This is a genomic window from Paenibacillus sp. sgz302164, assembly GCF_056120505.1.
Genome location: NZ_JBVYOL010000001.1, coordinates 439151 through 455594, shown reverse-complemented (window position 1 = coordinate 455594; position 16444 = coordinate 439151). Strand labels below are relative to the sequence as shown.

At 48.0% G+C, this 16444-nt stretch carries 17 protein-coding genes and 2 tRNA genes; 13 read left to right on the top strand and 6 right to left on the bottom strand.

The window, feature by feature from the left end; all coding sequences use genetic code 11:
- The first annotated feature begins 138 nt into the window (after positions 1-138).
- From AC0LWT_RS02030 to AC0LWT_RS02020, 3 genes are all read left to right on the top strand, one after another.
- Positions 139-828 carry a response regulator transcription factor gene (locus tag AC0LWT_RS02030; protein WP_474679535.1) on the top strand — a complete coding sequence of 230 codons (690 nt, stop codon included), beginning with the start codon at positions 139-141 and terminating at the stop codon, positions 826-828.
- The gene (locus tag AC0LWT_RS02025; RefSeq protein WP_474679534.1) at positions 809-2227 is read left to right on the top strand and encodes a sensor histidine kinase; all 1419 of its coding nucleotides are present in this window, start codon (positions 809-811) and stop codon (positions 2225-2227) included. The genes AC0LWT_RS02030 and AC0LWT_RS02025 overlap by 20 nt, the downstream gene beginning before the upstream one ends.
- A 174-nt stretch (positions 2228-2401) precedes the next feature.
- Positions 2402-3097 (top strand): hypothetical protein, encoded by a 696-nt coding sequence (locus AC0LWT_RS02020; protein ID WP_474679533.1) that lies wholly within the window; start codon positions 2402-2404, stop codon positions 3095-3097.
- Positions 3098-3137: 40 nt separating this feature from the next.
- Here AC0LWT_RS02020 and AC0LWT_RS02015 read toward each other — a convergent pair whose 3' ends face one another.
- Positions 3138-3575 carry an Lrp/AsnC family transcriptional regulator gene (locus AC0LWT_RS02015; protein WP_474679532.1) on the bottom strand — a complete coding sequence of 146 codons (438 nt, stop codon included), beginning with the start codon at positions 3573-3575 and terminating at the stop codon, positions 3138-3140.
- 153 nt (positions 3576-3728) lie between these two features.
- Between AC0LWT_RS02015 and AC0LWT_RS02010 the strand changes: the two genes are divergently transcribed.
- The 3 genes from AC0LWT_RS02010 to AC0LWT_RS02000 all read left to right on the top strand — a co-directional run bounded on the left by AC0LWT_RS02010 (position 3729) and on the right by AC0LWT_RS02000 (position 5620).
- Entirely contained in the window at positions 3729-4406 is a 678-nt protein-coding gene (locus AC0LWT_RS02010) for an oxidoreductase (protein WP_474679531.1), read from the top strand.
- A 357-nt stretch (positions 4407-4763) separates the two neighbouring features.
- Positions 4764-4839, top strand: a tRNA-Ala gene (locus AC0LWT_RS02005).
- Between the two features lie 211 nt (positions 4840-5050).
- Positions 5051-5620 (top strand): dihydrofolate reductase family protein, encoded by a 570-nt coding sequence (locus AC0LWT_RS02000; protein WP_474679530.1) that lies wholly within the window; start codon positions 5051-5053, stop codon positions 5618-5620.
- A 277-nt stretch (positions 5621-5897) separates the two neighbouring features.
- Here the strand turns inward: AC0LWT_RS02000 and AC0LWT_RS01995 are convergent, their stop codons facing one another.
- The gene (locus AC0LWT_RS01995; RefSeq protein ID WP_474679529.1) at positions 5898-6104 is read right to left on the bottom strand and encodes a helix-turn-helix transcriptional regulator; all 207 of its coding nucleotides are present in this window, start codon (positions 6102-6104) and stop codon (positions 5898-5900) included.
- Positions 6097-6552 (bottom strand): hypothetical protein, encoded by a 456-nt coding sequence (locus tag AC0LWT_RS01990; RefSeq protein ID WP_474679528.1) that lies wholly within the window; start codon positions 6550-6552, stop codon positions 6097-6099. Before AC0LWT_RS01990 ends, AC0LWT_RS01995 begins: the two co-directional genes overlap by 8 nt.
- A 263-nt stretch (positions 6553-6815) precedes the next feature.
- Here AC0LWT_RS01990 and AC0LWT_RS01985 point away from each other — a divergent pair, with 263 nt between their 5' ends.
- The 3 genes from AC0LWT_RS01985 (at position 6816) to AC0LWT_RS01975 (ending at position 8282) form a co-directional block, all read left to right on the top strand.
- Positions 6816-7334 (top strand): VOC family protein, encoded by a 519-nt coding sequence (locus tag AC0LWT_RS01985; protein ID WP_474679527.1) that lies wholly within the window; start codon positions 6816-6818, stop codon positions 7332-7334.
- A tRNA-Ala gene (locus tag AC0LWT_RS01980) sits at positions 7312-7404 on the top strand. Before AC0LWT_RS01985 ends, AC0LWT_RS01980 begins: the two co-directional genes overlap by 23 nt.
- Positions 7405-7646: 242 nt before the next feature.
- The gene (locus AC0LWT_RS01975; protein ID WP_474679526.1) at positions 7647-8282 is read left to right on the top strand and encodes a GyrI-like domain-containing protein; all 636 of its coding nucleotides are present in this window, start codon (positions 7647-7649) and stop codon (positions 8280-8282) included.
- Between the two features lie 125 nt (positions 8283-8407).
- On the opposite strand, the gene AC0LWT_RS01970 is transcribed toward AC0LWT_RS01975, so the two are convergent.
- The 3 genes from AC0LWT_RS01970 to AC0LWT_RS01960 all read right to left on the bottom strand — a co-directional run bounded on the left by AC0LWT_RS01970 (position 8408) and on the right by AC0LWT_RS01960 (position 10439).
- Positions 8408-8734: a PaaI family thioesterase gene (locus AC0LWT_RS01970; protein WP_474679525.1), complete on the bottom strand. Its 327-nt coding sequence runs from the start codon at positions 8732-8734 to the stop codon at positions 8408-8410.
- A gap of 273 nt (positions 8735-9007) precedes the next feature.
- Positions 9008-9664, bottom strand: coding sequence for a transcriptional regulator (locus AC0LWT_RS01965; protein ID WP_474679524.1), 657 nt, complete (start codon positions 9662-9664; stop codon positions 9008-9010).
- 298 nt (positions 9665-9962) lie between these two features.
- The gene (locus AC0LWT_RS01960; RefSeq protein ID WP_474679523.1) at positions 9963-10439 is read right to left on the bottom strand and encodes a MarR family winged helix-turn-helix transcriptional regulator; all 477 of its coding nucleotides are present in this window, start codon (positions 10437-10439) and stop codon (positions 9963-9965) included.
- Between the two features lie 167 nt (positions 10440-10606).
- Between AC0LWT_RS01960 and AC0LWT_RS01955 the strand changes: the two genes are divergently transcribed.
- From AC0LWT_RS01955 to AC0LWT_RS01940, 4 genes are all read left to right on the top strand, one after another.
- Positions 10607-12121: an MDR family MFS transporter gene (locus AC0LWT_RS01955; RefSeq protein ID WP_474679522.1), complete on the top strand. Its 1515-nt coding sequence runs from the start codon at positions 10607-10609 to the stop codon at positions 12119-12121.
- A 260-nt stretch (positions 12122-12381) separates the two neighbouring features.
- Positions 12382-13035 (top strand): formylglycine-generating enzyme family protein, encoded by a 654-nt coding sequence (locus AC0LWT_RS01950; RefSeq protein WP_474679844.1) that lies wholly within the window; start codon positions 12382-12384, stop codon positions 13033-13035.
- Positions 13036-13151: 116 nt separating this feature from the next.
- Positions 13152-13652 carry a DinB family protein gene (locus AC0LWT_RS01945; protein ID WP_474679521.1) on the top strand — a complete coding sequence of 167 codons (501 nt, stop codon included), beginning with the start codon at positions 13152-13154 and terminating at the stop codon, positions 13650-13652.
- Between the two features lie 213 nt (positions 13653-13865).
- On the top strand, positions 13866-16400 hold the full coding sequence (locus AC0LWT_RS01940) for an SEL1-like repeat protein (RefSeq protein ID WP_474679520.1): 2535 nt from the start codon (positions 13866-13868) through the stop codon (positions 16398-16400).
- The last annotated feature ends 44 nt before the right edge of the window (positions 16401-16444 follow it).

Below are 16444 nucleotides of genomic sequence, written 5' to 3'. Positions count from 1 at the left end.
GAGCAAAAAGATGCACTTTTGCAGGCTTTCTGGTGAGCTCCTGGAAATTTCCAAGAAGAATCATCAGGATTATATCTGGCTATTCCAAATCCGGGGTTGTATAATTCATCCAAAGACCGCCGTATTGGAGGATATCGAATGAAAACGATTATGATCGTCGAAGACGAGGACGCGATTTCCCGGGTTCTCGCGGCGTATATCCGCAAGGCCGGATTTGATTGCCTTATCTTCCGGGACGGCTGTCAGGCCGTGGAGTCTTTCGGTTCGGTACAGCCGGCTCTTGTCATTCTTGACGTGCTGCTCCCTGGAATGAGCGGCTGGGAGGTTCTGCAGCATATTCGCAGCAAAAGCGTATGCCCTGTCATTATGCTGACAGCCAGGGGCGGTGTCGGCGACCGGATTACGGGACTGAACGAAGGGGCGGACGACTACATGTCGAAGCCGTTCGAGCCTGACGAAGTCATTGCCAGAATTCATGCTGTGCTTAGACGCCCGTCCCAGTCCCTGGTCGGTTCGGATCAAGTCAGCTTCGGGAGCTTTCGCATCGACTTCAAGTCCCGCAGTGTCTTCCTGAACGGAGCGACTTTATCGGTTACGCCCCGCGATTTGTCGCTTCTTATGTTTCTGGCGGAGCATCCGAACCAGATTTTCAACCGCGAGCAGCTGATTGAGAAGGTATGGGGCATCGATTATGAAGGCAGTGACCGGGCCGTGGACCTGGCTATCAAGCGTCTGCGGAAGCTGCTTCTTCACTGGCCGCCGGAAGAAGGGGAAATCAGAACATTGCGCGGGACGGGATATCAGCTTTATGCCAACACATCCAATTAGGCGCCGGACGCTGCTCAGTCGTTGGACGTTTCGTTATGTAATTACTCTTTTTTTGGGACTGCTTGCCATCGGACTTGTATCCATTCTCTATATCCGGCAGGAAACTATCGACGAGCGGAAGCATGCTCTCCAGGAATTTTCCCAAGCGGCAGCCCAGTATGTGACAGACGGTCATGGCAGCATCGTCATCCCGGGCGATTTGTATGAATGGATTGACCGCACGCAGCGGCGATACTCCATTCCCGGACAATTCGCTTTCGTTGTGTTCGAGCGCGGCGATACCCCTGTTTTTGTCAAAAAAGCGCCCCCAAGCGCCCCCGGCCGTTCCTCGCTGAATATCGAAGCGAAGCCGGAGCTGACCGACCGACTGCGTGCAGCGAGAATCGGGGAGGATTTTGTCGTAACGACACCGGTGATGGACAAAAATTCCCCTATCGGCGCGATCGTTATTGCCTACAGCTATCTTGAGCTCTCCGATGTCAATCAAAACTACATTTTGATTATCTCACTGCTCTTCTGTGCGGGCTTGCTTGGCTGGACGATCATCTATTTCCTGTCGTTGAATTTAAGAAAACCGATCATCCAACTGTCCGAAGCGCTCAACAAGATGGAAGCCGGCGATTACAATGTAACCGTCCCTGCCAATGTGAAGGAGAAAGAAATTCACGATCTTCTCTTGTCCTTCCAGGCAATGGCTTCGCGTCTGGGACAGCTGGAAGAGCTGCGTACGGAATTACTGGCTGGCGTCAGCCATGAGCTGAAGACACCTGTCGCCTCGATTCATGGCTTGATCCGCGCGGTTCGCGACCAGGTAGTTACGGACGGCGAAGCGGTGGAGTTCCTGGACATCTCCCTTGAGCAGACGCGCAGGCTTCAGCATATGGTCGCCGATCTGCTGGACTTTAATTCTTTTGCTTCAGGCATAATCAAAGTTCGGGAGGATTCGATTGATTTGGGCAAGCTTTTGAGCGAAATCGCTTATCAGTGGGGGCAGCTCGATCAAGAAGAAGGGATAGAGACCACGGTCGATATTCCAGACCGGATTTTTATGTGCATGGGGGACGCCAGCCGCATTCAGCAGATCGTGGTGAATTTGCTGAACAATAGCAAACAGGCGTTCCAAGGTCAAGGGCATATTGGCATAACGCTATCGGAATATTCGGACCAAACCTATGAGGTCATCGTTTGGGACGACGGTCCCGGCATACCGGAAGCCGAGCAAGCTCATATTTTCGAAAAATACTACCGGGGCGAGCGTAAAAAGCTATCCGTTGGAGGCCTAGGACTGGGCTTGACCTATAGCCGGATGCTTGCTGTTGCGATGAAAGGCCAGCTTCATCTAAAAAACAGCTCTCCCGGGGGCACCGCGTTCCAGCTGTTGCTGCCCAAGCAGCGTTAGGCATTGAAGCATTTTTGGGAACTAGCGGCTTCTTGACGTTTTCCTGACACATTGGTGCATTAATCTATCCCTAGGAGTCAATCCGAGGGAGTTACTTTTGTGCATGCCGGGGTAAACGAGTTCATCGGACAGACTCCTAACACAGTCATTCCCAATGTGAGAGGAGAACACAAATTGAAAATCAAAAAATTTATCATCGTCCCGACTTTACTGTTCGCTTGCAGCGCAGGTGTATGGTTGGCATTCGCCAGTGGTTCTCAATCCTTAACCAGAGCGGAGGCGGCAGCCGCTAAGAAATCTGATCCGGTTCATGCCGCTCCACAGCGATCCGCAGGCCCCGCAACCGAAAACGACAGCAGCATCACAACCGATCAGAACGGATATACCATCGCTATTTCCGGAGGGTATAATACGGACCCGCAGGATCATGGCAGGCCGATCGTGCTCATTGCTGCCGCGCTCGGCGTCCCTGACGATGTATTCAGACAAGCTTTCAGCGGCGTAAAACCGGCAGGCGCCGGAAGCTCCGGCCCGACATCGGAACAGGCGCGATCCAACAAAGCAGCCTTGATGAAGGTGCTAAAACCGTACGGCATCACCAACGAACGCCTGGATGAAGTATCCAACTACTACCGCTACAGCGGCGTCAAAGGCGAAGTTTGGAAAAGAACGCCCGCTTTGCTGGCCACAACGGTCAAGGACGGTATCTTAAGCGGGGTCACGATAATCCATGCAGGTTCCGGCTATTCTTCAGCACCGACTATCAAGATTACAGGACCGAATGGAGCGATCACCTCCGCAACTGCAACCATCGCCTACACGTCGGATTTCAAAACCAACGGCAGTATTGCCTCGATTTCAATTCAATAGGCATCGACTTCGCAGAGTGAAATTACCCAGAGCTATACATTTATTCGCCATTTTCAGCGATCAGGCGCTTGTTCTCAATCGCCGCGGAAAGCACGATCAGCGTCGAAGAGAAACCGTGCGGACCGCACGAATCGAGAAAAGCGCTCAACGTTTCCATCGATGCGGTAATTATTTTCAGCATAAAATTATACTCCCCGCTGATGCGGTACAATTCGACGACATCCGGGGATTGCGAGCAAAATTCCTGGAAGTCCTGACAATTATTCGTTTTGAACAGCACGAACGCCGTGACGTCTTTGCCGAGCTTCTTAGGCGATAGAACCGCTTTGTAGCCGGCGATGATCCCCTGTTCTTCAAGCTTGCGTATCCGTTCGGTAACGGCAGGCTGTGTCATCGCGATCGTGCGGCCGATTTCGGCAACCGGCATTCGCGCATTCTCATGCAGCAGCGATAAAATTTTACTGTCGATTTTGTCCATAGCGATTGTTCCCCTTTATTTTGTGTGCTGAAATCGTATTTTTAACTTTAATATAAAGAAAATTGCTCCAATATAACATGATTTATATATGTAAATTATATTCCTAACCTTATAAAATGTCATTGAAAGAGATTTTAAAGGAGTGGATAACGAATGATCGCGACAAAATCACTTAACCTTGATACCCCTCTCGCCATTGGCGGCGTCGAGCTGCGCAACCGGCTAATTATGGCGCCTATGCAGCAGTACAGCGGCTCGCCGGAAGGCTATGCGACCGAGCATCATATTCAGCATTACTCGAGAAGGGCAAAAGCGATCGGATTAATGATCGTGGAATCGACGGCCGTGTCCGATAACGGCAGGCTGGTGCCTAACGATATAGGCATTTATTCGGATCGGCACGCCGATGCGCTGAAAAGGGTAACCGATGCCGTCCATGCCCACCATACACCCGTATTCGTTCAATTGTCCCACGGAGGAAGAAAGTCGGCGCCTGAAGTGACGAAACGGCTCATTGCCCCAAGCGCAATTCCATATGACGATACTTACGGAAAGCCTGCGCAATTGTCGGTCTCCGAAATCGAGGCCCTCATTGAAGATTACCGAATAGCCGCCAGACGCAGCATCGCGGCGGGTTTTGACGGGATTGAGGTACATGCGGCTCATGGATTCTTGATTCACCAGTTCCTGTCGCCGATTACCAATCTCCGCAGCGACGAATACGGCGGAACGCCCCGTGGCAGGACGAAATTTTTGCAGGACACGCTTGCCGCAATCCGCTCCGAAACAGGCGGCCGCTGCTGGACGATCCCGATTTCGCACAGAAAATGATTGACCGAAAAGTGTGAAGCCTCCGGGGGCCAGGGAGCGATTCCCGGCTGTCCGAATAGCCCGGGGGATAAGGGATTGCTCCCATTTAAATGAGAAAGCCCTATCCGGTTGCTGGCCGGAAGGGCTCTCTCGGTACTAAAAATTAATTGAAAGAAACCTTTGATTCTGCTTGATGCACGTCCTCTCAAAACTTTTTTGCGCAGGGGCTTGCATACTCTGAGTTTTTCATGTATAATTCGAAAAGTCGACATCAATAAGGGGCCTTAGCTCATCTGGGAGAGCGGCGCAGTCAGTTACATTGCTCCAAAAATTGAATACCAGCAACGATTTAATACGTTTCCTTGATTGGAAATATATGGGGAATTAGCTCAGCTGGGAGAGCGCGTCGCTGGCAGCGACGAGGTCAGGGGTTCGAGCCCCCTATTCTCCACCAATACCACACACAGACGGCAGAGATGCCGTTTTTTTGTTCTTTTAAATACTTCTTCTATGCTACTTTGTGTGACAAAGCTTCAAAAAAATTTAGATTTCCACTTGAACCTTACTTAACGTAATGATTTATAGTGAACATAACGGCAGGACGAAACACGGGCCACCGGCCAAAAAATCGGCAAAATAATTTCGAAATCGGAGGAGAAACGAATATGAGGAAACTAGTATTGTTCATGCATGTGTCGCTGGATGGGTATGCGTCGGATTCGAACGGAGGACTGGATTGGATTCCATACAACGAGGAATTCGAGAAATACGCCGAGGAGGTCGTAGCCGAAGTCGGCTCTCCTGTTTACGGACGCACAACGTATCAATTGATGGAGGGCTACTGGCCCACGGTGCTGGACAATCCGAATGCTTCGAAGCACGGTTTGGAGCATGCCAAATGGCTGCAGGATGTGAAGAAGATCGTCATTTCCAGTACGATGGACAAGGTTGAATGGAACAATACGATGCTGATCAAGGACAATATAGCAGAGGCAATTAAGGCGCTCAAGGAACAACCTGGCAAAAATCTCGTCATCTTCGGCAGCCCGGGTGCGGCGAAGACGCTGCTTGAGCTCGGCCTGATCGACGAATTCCTGCTGACGATTTGTCCGGTCGTCCTTGGCAGCGGAAAATCGGTATTCGACGGCGGCGGCGAGAAAATCAAGCTCAAGCTGCTGTCCAGCCGAACGTTCAAGTCAGGCGTAATCGCGGCCCGCTACGAGTTGGAGAAATAACCGCGCCGTACAATCTGAACAGCATGTCTTGATCATGATTGCCTTAGGGCATCGTCCACCCAGCCGACGAATTCCCTGTTGCGCCAGAGCGCATCGCTGGCAGCGATGAGGTCAGGGGTTCGAGCCCCCTATTCTCCACCACATATACAAAAAAAGCAGCCGATACGGCTGCTTTTTTTGTATATGGTGAGCCTTGGGCAGGAGAGAACCCCTGGCGGGTTCGTCCCGCGCGGACGGAGCGTTCTTCGGTGCCCCCTCAAAGGCGTTCAGTCCCACGTTATTTCAGAATAAACAATTCTTCGACGGGAAGAGCAAAAACTCTTGCCATCTTAATGGCTAACACTGTACTCGGTATGAACTTGCCATTTTCAATCGTGTTGACCGTCTTTCTGGTGACCCCAATCAATTCTGCTAACTGTTCTTGTGTCAAATTCATTTTGGCTCGTTGCACCTTTATAGTATTTTCTAGAACATCTTCACTCATCGCCGAGAACCTCATCTTTGTCAAGGATTAAGTAACTTACTAGGGGAGAAATGACACCAACGACGAGCAATATGTGTAAAACAAGCTGGATATTTAATGCAACATACAAGCTGAGCGTAAATAAAATCCCAACCAACCCCAAAATAACCCAAAAGCCTATCGTAAAGCTCTTAAGTCGAATCATTTGAAAATACTCATTATTTAATGATATGGCCAATGGGCGCTTCTTTTGCATGAGAAACGATAACAGGACAATTTTTATGAGGTAATACGCCCAGACAATCCCACCAATAACAGAAATAATGGCAGTGAAGCCTGTGATTAATTTGACGGTGTCTAAATGTAGATACCGAATCAAATATGTCAGCTGCCATATTGCAAAACCAATCAGGCTTCTTTTAATGAATGTTGTCCTGTTCTTTTCCAACTGTGTTACTTCAGTTGCCAAATGGATTTCCCCCTCAATAATGTAACCTTTAGTACTCATAATATCACCTTAGTGTTACAAAAACAAGGTATACTTTCAAGCATCGCTCGTTTTGCACGGAGCGAATGGATACCTATCTTCATACATGACGTCAACGCCTTTTACTGCTATAGATTCGGGTGAGCCGAAGCGGCCATTAATGTCTGCGGTGTCGCCTTTTTACAATACATCGGAATTACGGAGCTCCTATAATAGAGACGAGCAGAAGAAATGGAGGAATGGAAATGACGAATGGCAGAAACAATGAAGGTATAACCGGAAAATATACCACAAATGGGAAACCAAACGGATACACGGCCATTACACCGTTTATCGTCGTGAATAATCCGGCTGAAGCGATTGCCTTTTACGAAACCGTATTTGGGGCAAAAGCGAAAAGTGTGACAGATATTGGCGATGAAGGCAATAAAATCATTATTCATGCCGAAATCGATTTTGGCAACGGGTTTCTGCAACTGGGAGCCGCTAACCCTGCTTTTCGATTGGTTTTACCGCCAGGGGAAGGCGATGCGTGCTATTCTTTAGGAATATATGTCCCCGACGTTGACCGTACCTTTTCCTTGGCCCTAGCCAACGGAGCGAGCGTCAGAGAGCAAACAACGAACTTTATTTCAGGGGATCGGTATTGCAGTATTCTGGACCCGTTCGGAATCAGATGGTCAATTATGACTCGAATTGAGGATATTTCGGAGGAAGAAAGTTTCCGTAGGGTGGCCGAATGGAGCAAAAGTTTGGGGCAATGAAACCGATAAGTGTGGGAGAATACTTGCACGGCATGCAAGAGTAGGGGTTCGATCCCCCTTGGCTCCACCAATATAAAAATTCAATCCACCCGACAAGGTGGATTTTTTATGCCTTGGCTCCACCAATATAGGTTAGCAGACCAGTTCGCCATGGAAGTGGTTTTTTTCTATTTTTTGATGGGCCCTGAAATAGAGAGGCGTTTCACGGGTTTGAGTAACTACAATCGTAACATGAACGTTTGAATATGACATACAGTTGTCAGTTTCTAAATGTTAATATATACAAAAACCATACAAAAGGAGAGACAGGCTTTGAATAAAAAGATAGATTACAAGAAAGATTTTAACCAACTCTATATGCCTGATATGTTACCGGAAATTGTGAAAGTGCCGAGGATGCCTTTTTTTATGGTCAGTGGTTCTGGAAACCCTAACGGTGAGGAATTTTCCAGGGTGGTAGAAGCTTTGTACAGTTTGAGTTATGCGGTGAGAATGTCTTACAAAAGTGACGATGTGCCGGCTGGATACTACGAATATACGGTTTTTCCGCTTGAGGGCGTGTGGGACTTGCTTGATCGGACCAAGCCGGCGACGGACAAAAACAATTTGAAATATACGATTATGATACGCCAACCCGATTTTTTGACAGAAAAATGGTTTATGCGGTTTCTAGAACAGACGAAAAAGAAAAAGCCTAATCCGTTCCTTGAGAAAGTCCGGTTTGAGCACGTGGATGAAGGTTTGTGTTGTCAAATGATGCATATCGGCAGCTTTGACGATGAACCGAAAAGCTTTGCTCGAATGGAAGCATTCTGTGAAGAGAATGGTTATATCCGTACCAGCAAAATTCATCGGGAGATTTATTTGTCAGATCCTCGAAAGACGAAACCGGAAAAGCTTAAAACAGTGTTAAGATTCCTGATAATGAATGCAGATTCTCGTCCTTAGGCAAATTGGGGCAGTGAAACTGGCCACGGCGGGAGAGCGCATCACTGGCAGCAGCGATGAGGTCAGGGGGTTCAATCCTCCTAGGCTCCACCATACCTATTCAGATACGGCAAATCCATAAAATGTTACCTTCCCTTTGCTTTATCTCCACGAAGGATCATGCAAGTACTTGTTGCATAGGCTACAAGACTTTGGTTTTTGTCAAATACACTGCAATCAATAAATCCTACGGTTTGTCCTTTCTTCATTACCTTCGATTCCGCCCTGATCGTACCACTCCATACCGGTTTCAAAAAAATGATTTTTAATTCAATGGTCGTAAAGCTCTCATCCGGCTGAAGGGTCGTCCCGAAAGCCACACCCATCGCAATGTCTGCAAGCGTACTTGTTACGCCCCCATTTAGTGTTCCTTGGGGATTGGAGTGGCTCTCGGTCGCCTCCATCTCAAACATGACACCCCCAACACGCCCATTAAGGCGTGTTTTTTGCGTTTGGCGGATCGATTCCCAGGACGCCATACCCTAACGGACACTAGGGACGTTAATTTGCTAAAAGCAGCCGTTTTCAAATTATAACGGTCACCTCAGCGCTTATTTAATCCGAACCGCCTCCCAAAGAGGCATTTTCACCAAATAGCTGCAACTGTGTCCGTTAGAAATCTAAATGGTCGAGATTTCCCTCAATAGGCGCCACTGTGTCCGTTAGAAGATTTGGTCTTACAAAATTCACCTACGCTCCCATCGTAATTGATAAGTTCGATATCGCTGCTTCCCGCTGGCTACCGTTAACAAATTTCGTTCGACTAATCCATGCAATAGACGTCGAGAGTGACGATCGGAAAGACGGAGATGACCAGCCAGTTCGGCAGCAGTAAAAGGATGCAGCAATCGGCGTGCGAATCGAATTGTTTCAGTTTCAGCCCAATCCAAGTCGGATGACACAGGAGTGGAAATGAATTTTCCGATAAAGGCAAGCACAAGTTGTCTGCAAAATTCAGGTTCTTCGACGATGGAGAGATAGGCAACGGTGAGGAGTGTCCAATCGTCAAGAATTAGCATGGAGTGCTTCTTGCATAAATCCTTGAAGCGTGTAACACCGATGTCTCTGGCGTGGGATCGGTAGTCTTGAATTTCAATGCAGCCCTTGGCGTCTCCCGGCATATACGCCAGATCCAGGTAACGCATGGAATTATGAATATCCCTGACCTCCCATTCGGGGTAAAGATGATCCAAATTTCCGACTGCCGGATACCAACAGGATCGTAGAAACTCCACGGAGCTGTGGGTCAATCCTTTCTCAAGAATTTCGCGTCTTCTTGGTTTTTTCTCGTTTGCAATATGTCGTTGCAGCCATTCCTCATAAGTTTTCGTAAAGAAGCCCATTGATGCAGATTCCCCCTTTTGTCAGCAAGTAAAAAGCCGCTCCAATACGGCAGCCGTAAACGGACGCTCGTATTAAAGCGGCATGTGCTTCACGCCGATTCGATTTGGTTAGAGTATACCCCATTATCCCGAATACCACAACTGATTTAGACATTAATAAAAGGCCGCGAAAGCGCTGAATGAGCATGAAACTAATCGGAACGAGCTTCAATGCGTGGCTTCACTTTGAGGGGAAGAAAAACTGCCGCTGCGATTTACTTCGGCGAAAAGGCTTCGTCAGCAGTTATAACGAGATACCTTATTCAGGGTCGATCTTTTCATGCGAGATGATCAACGAGAGGATATCGATAAGCTGGGTGCGCAAATCCATGGGCAATGGTTTAAGCAGATCCTCTTTCACTTTTTTCGCGGCTACACGTCCTTGTTCAATGATAGGCGGAGCAATGTCCGTCAGCTTGACCAGCATCGCTCGGCGATCCTTGGGGTCGGGTATTCGGACAAGCAGATGTTCTTTCTCCAAAGCATCGACGAATTGGGTAACCGAAATGGCCTTGATGTCCATCGCCGCGGCCAAATCGCTCATTCTGACCGGCTCCGATTCGGAAACGGCTATTAACAGGCGCAGTCTCGGCCCGGTTAAAAATGCAGGCAGATCCATGGAGGAAAGGCGCAGCTCAAATTCGTGCTTGATATAGTGGGCAGTACGAATAAGCGCATCAAGCGCATCGACTTCCGAAGAGACGGATTCTTCCGATGAAAACGGCATATTGGACATGAAAAAACTCCTTGACAGATAAATAACTAATAAGTAGACTTACTATCAGCAACCATATTAATAAGGTTACTTAATATATCTAACCTTTGTAATTCTATTGTACCGCATGATCCGTTTGAAGGGAAGCGGAGCAAACCGAATGGATTCTTTTTGAGGAGTGATCGCTTATGTCCGAGCAAGCAAAGAAAACCAACTATATTGTCGCCGGATTAATGCTGGGAATCTTGATGTCATCGATGGACAATACGATCGTCGCAACGTCGATGGGGACAATCGTGTCAGATCTGGGAGGGATGGAGAACTTCGTATGGGTTACATCATCCTATATGGTGACTTCGATGGCAGGCACCCCGATTTTCGGAAAGTTATCCGATATGTATGGCCGCAAACGTTTCTTCGTATTTGGTCTAGTTGTATTTCTAATTGGGTCCATTCTATGCGGGCTTGCATCAAGCATTGTTCAGCTCAGCGTGTTTCGGGCGATTCAGGGTATTGGCGGCGGAGCCATTATGCCTATTGCATTAACGATCCTGTTTGATATATTTCCTCCGGAAAAACGAGGGGAAATTTCGGGTATATCCGGAGCTGTGTTCGGCGCATCCAGTATTTTCGGTCCGATGCTTGGAGCCGTTATTTCGGACCACCTCGGATGGAATTGGATTTTCTACGTCAATGTGCCGTTCGGCATAATCTCTTGCCTGCTTATTGTGCTGTTCTATGAAGAATCGCTTGCGCATTCCAAGCAAAAGATCGATTGGCGCGGAGCGGCAACGTTGATCGGATCGGTTGTCTGCCTTATGTTCGCGCTAGAGCTTGGTGGCGGCCGTTATGCTTGGGACTCCGGCGTAATAATCGGTCTTATTCTGTTGTTTGTTATCCTGCTAACCGGATTTGTAATCGCGGAAACGAAGGCGGAGGCGCCGATCATTTCGTTTCGCATGTTCGCAAACCGCTTGTATACGGCCAGCATCGCAGCAGCTTTTTTTTACGGATCGGGTTTTGTTATTGCAACGGTATATGTGCCCATCTTTATTCAAGGTGTATTTGGTGAATCGGCGACCGGTTCTGGCATGATCCTGATGCCGATGCTGGTAGCCGGAGTCCTGTTTAGTCAAATCGGGGGCAGACTGACAATGAAAATAAGTTACCGGAATTTGATGATCGGTTCCGCCTTGTTGTTCGGTACCGGCATGTATTTGCTTAGTCTTTTGTCGCCGGCTTCTTCGCGTTTCATGACAACGGTGTTCATGATTGTAACCGGGATGGGGATCGGCGTGTCCATGTCCGTCTTGATGCAATCGGCGGTCCATCCCTTTGATATGCGGCAGCGCGGAACCGCGACTTCATCTGTCGTGTTCATTCGCTCGCTGGGCATGACGATAGGAATCACTATTTTTGGCATCATACAGCGGAACATCTTTAATCGCAAGCTGGGTGAGTCTTTCGAAGGATTAGGGGGGATTTCGGAAAACTCCTTGATCGACCCGCGCTCGGCATTGACACCGAGTCATCGCGCTCAACTCTCTCCGCGGACACTGGACATAATCATCAACTCTCTCTCTTCGTCGATTACCCATACTTTCCTATGGGCGCTCGTCCCGGCGGCGCTTGCCATGATCGCCGTTATGCTCATGCCAGCGGATAAGGTATCGGGGACAAGGAAAGCAGGCGAAAAGGGTTGAAGCATCGACCGAAAGAGCTTTTAGAGAATGTCTGGAACGAATTGAGGTCTGGTGGTAAGATTGGGTTATTTACGATCTTTACTGTGCGTTGCACGAACTGAGCAGCTCAGATCATCTCATAGGTTATGGATTAGCGGCACCGGCATAGGTCTGCAGTTGATAACGGGAATTATAGGTTGAACGAGGGGGTTCTCGCTTGAAAGTTTGGAACGGGAGGAAAATAGGTGTCAAACGTGCAGCGTAGTGATGCTGAGTATCCAATGGTGAAAATTCCTGCAGGTGAAATTGATTTAAGGGACGATCGAATAAAGAAGACATGGACGGCCAAGGTGAATTCTTTTTTGCTTGCACCGGTTCCTGTTACTAATGCGTTATATGGCTCGAACGTGAAAAAGCCAGCTGGACCTCATGACGAACCACAGGCTCCGGTTGTGGGTGTTTCTTGGAATGATGCTATTCTCTTTTGTAATTTGCTTTCTCGGCATTCGGGTCTACAGGAATGTTACTCGGTGAGCGATGATGGTGAGAATGTCGTCTGCAACTGGGAGGCGGATGGATATCGTCTTCCTACGGAAGCGGAATGGCAGTATGCGTGTAAAGCGGGAACGGGCGGTTACCGGTACGGCGAGCTTGATGAAATAGCTTGGTATCACGAAAACTCTGAGGGCTTGATGCATGAGGTCGGTAAAAAGCTGCCGAATGCATGGGGACTCTATGATATGTTAGGAAATGTTTGGGAGTGGTGTTGGGATTTATACGATGTAAAAGTTTACGGCTCCTACAGGGTTTTCCGCGGCGGAAGCTGGGCGGAAGAGGCCCGGGGCTGTGGAGCGACATGCCGCCGCCGCAGTCACCCTACGTTTCGCATCGACGATCTTGGCTTTCGTCTTGCCAGGTCGCTACAATCGGGATAAATAGCAATTGAAAAGAACTCCTATGCTGTACTGCGTGATATGATAAGGGAAAGTTATTAATCCTAGGTCTAACGAGTAGCGCAGCAAAAATTAAACGTTAAAGGAGTGCTTCCCGATTGAGTGATCAAGAATTGATTGAAACATACAAAAGCTATTTACATAGTTATTCCATGGAGCAGCTTAGGTATATACCCGCGCAAGGGGTTTGGTCTCTCGGCCAATTGTACAACCACATGATCCTCACTGCTCTTGATTACCTTGACAAAGTGGGAATTTGCGCGACTGAACGCGAAGAACAAGAGCTCGGGAAGACGGAGGCCGGCGAGCATTTGTTCAAAATTGGCGGTTTCCCGCCGATTAAAATCAAGCTGCCGGATGGGCCGGAAAACACGCCGAGCAATTCGGATAGTAAAGAAGACCTTATGCGCGGACTCGATCAAGTGCAGCAAAAGATGAAAGAATGGGAAGTGAAAATAGATGCTGTAAATCCAAATTGCAAAGTCAATCATGATGGCTTTGGCTGGTTGAACGCGAGAGAATGGTTTGCCCTTGTCGATATGCATTTCCGTCATCACTTGCGTCAAAAGAGCGAGCTGGATCAGATGCTTGGGTTGTGACCGCCGCGAATTTGGAGTTGGTGAAATCTTTGGGTGCGTGCGGAAGATTTGATTTTCCTCAAAGAGCTGTACTCATTCGTAAACGGCAGAAATGCCGTTTTTTGTTTTGCTGTTTTTCGGCTTTCAATCTGTCAATAATTTGAAACGCTTATTCGGCTCATGTTACGATGAAACAAGACGTAAAATTAAAGTACAGGGGGAGCCGTTAACACGATGTCACACAGAGTATATTTATACAATGTCAGCGAACCTTCTCAAGCGCAGAGTACCGACAAGATGATGATGGAGTGGGGTTATGAAATGCCTCTTTTATTGCAGCCGCTCTTAGTCGACGGAGGGTTCGCCGCCGGCAATAATTATAACAACCATACAGAGTTGGACAATACCGGACTGTATTTTAATGCCCGGACGGGTATCGAAAATTTGAAGCGGTTTTATGATTTCCTGGAGAAGCAGGAATCGCTGATCGAAAATAAAGAAGCTTTTATTGAAGCGAAAAACAATCTTTTGCACTACCTCGAAAAGCTGGAACTTCCCTATTTCCACCTGGATGCCTGGGATGTGTTCAATATGGACGATATCCCTCACGCCGAGCAGGCGGAAACTTGGCTGTCCAATATGAACCATAACAATGAGATCATTACAAGAGCGATGAAAAACGACGATATTTCGATGCTGCGCTATTCCGATTTCAGGGACGTAAGCCCCGGCTTCAAGTCGTTCGCCGAGCTGCTCAACTATGAGGATTACCAATATGGGTGGGAACATATTTGGCAATCTGAAGAAGATCGCGATGAACTGATCTTTGAAGAAAATGGCTTGTGGGGGTTTAAAGACAAGTCTGGCAATGTGGTGCTCAGCCCGCAATTTGAGGCGTTTTACAGCTTCGGATCCGAAGATCTTGCCGTTGTCGTCAAGGACGGAAAGTACGGCTATGTACATGTATCCGGCCATATTGCCATCCCTTTGGTATGGGACGATGCCTTCGATTTTGAATATGGCTCCGCTTCGGCGATTGTCAAACTGAATGACAAATTCGGTCTGATCGACATCAAAGGCCAGCCGGTTTCGCAAATGCAGTATGAAAGCTTGGAAGTGCTCGGCTACGACGGTTATTTTACGGCCAAGCTGGATGGCAAATGGGGAGTGCTTGATAATTCCGGTTCGGTAATTATAAATTTTGAACACGACGCCCCTTTCGAGAGCGGTGACCGCTTTTACCATACGGCAATCGAAGGGCAAAAAAACCGGAAAATATTTAACGGGAATTTTACATATATAGGCGAATTTCCGGTATCTGCACTGGAGTGCATCGGCGATGGGTTTATTCTGGTAAAAGCGCACAAAAATGTGAACCATAACACGCTGTACAAAAAAGACGGAACCGTGCTCGCAGCGGGCTTCGATAAAATAAACCGGCAAACCGGCCTCTCCAATATGCTTATACTGCACAAAGGGAAAAAATACGGAGCACTGGGCATGCAGCAGGAAAGCTTTCTTTTGCCATATGAATACGATGCGCTGATTGATATGCAGGTTAATGTCGATGCAAGTACAAGCAACCTGGTACTGGCGCAAAAGGATGGGGAAAAAGGCGTTTTTAGAGGAGACATCGCTCATCCGTCGTGGTTAATTCCTTTGGATCATTACAATAAAATCGTTTGGCTGTATGAACACTATTTTGCTTTGCAGCAGAACGGGGCATGGTGCATTATGTGTTTGCCCGATAACCTTTTGAGCGGCTATGAATTCGATCTTGTAACCCGGAAAATGCCTCTGAACGGTTTCGCTTATGCTTTTAAAGGTTCCGAAGTTTTTACAGCGGATGCGTACGGGCTTTCGAGGGCTGATAAAGCATTGGTGCTGGAAGAAATCGAGAGCGGATATGAAGACTATTATTTTGATGTCAACGTACGCAATCGCCTGCTGGCCTATGCAAAAACAGATGTTACCGATGATGGCGGCATGGATGAATATTCACCGGTGGAGACTTTACACGACTTGGGCTTGGATGCTCTTCAAACGGACGATTTTGAAACTTCCATCCGCTATAATACTCTTGCTGCTGAAAAGGGCTACGCTCCAGCCATGAACACTCTTGCCTATATTTATTACAGCATAGAGGGCTGCCTCGATGAGAATAAGGCTTTTTACTGGTACGAAAAAGGCGCAGCCGCAGGCAGCATATACGCCATGAACGGCTTGGGCATGTGCTACAGCAACGGTACGGGTACGGCCCCTGATGCGGAAAAAGCGCTGTACTGGCTGGGCCGGGCCGCACACAATGGCAACGCGATCGCAAACAACAATCTTGGCGAATTGTATTTTCAAGGGCAGCTTGTATCTCAAAATATCGATAAAGCGATATATCATTACGAACAAGGTGAAGCATTCGGCACACCTCACAATGACTGGCTCGGCTACCTGCATTACTATAAAGGGAATTATGACAAGGCGATGCACTATTTCCAGCGCGATTATGAAGACGGCGGCGATTTTGGGGCGTATTATATGGGGATATTTTACAGCGAGGGCTTGGGCACTGCCAAAAATATCGCCGAGGCCATAGCCTATTTTAACGCCGCAGCGGATAAGTCGTATCCTCTCGCCCATATCGAATTGGCGAAAATATATTTGAGCGAAAGTGATTTTGCCGACGAAGCCTTGGCGAAATACCATATAGCCCAGGCCGAAAAGGCGGGCCTCGAAATTCCCGATGACCTCAGACCTGATCATTCGAGGTCCTAAAATGATTGTGTATGACGATTTTGTTGCAATGGTTTTGGAAACGT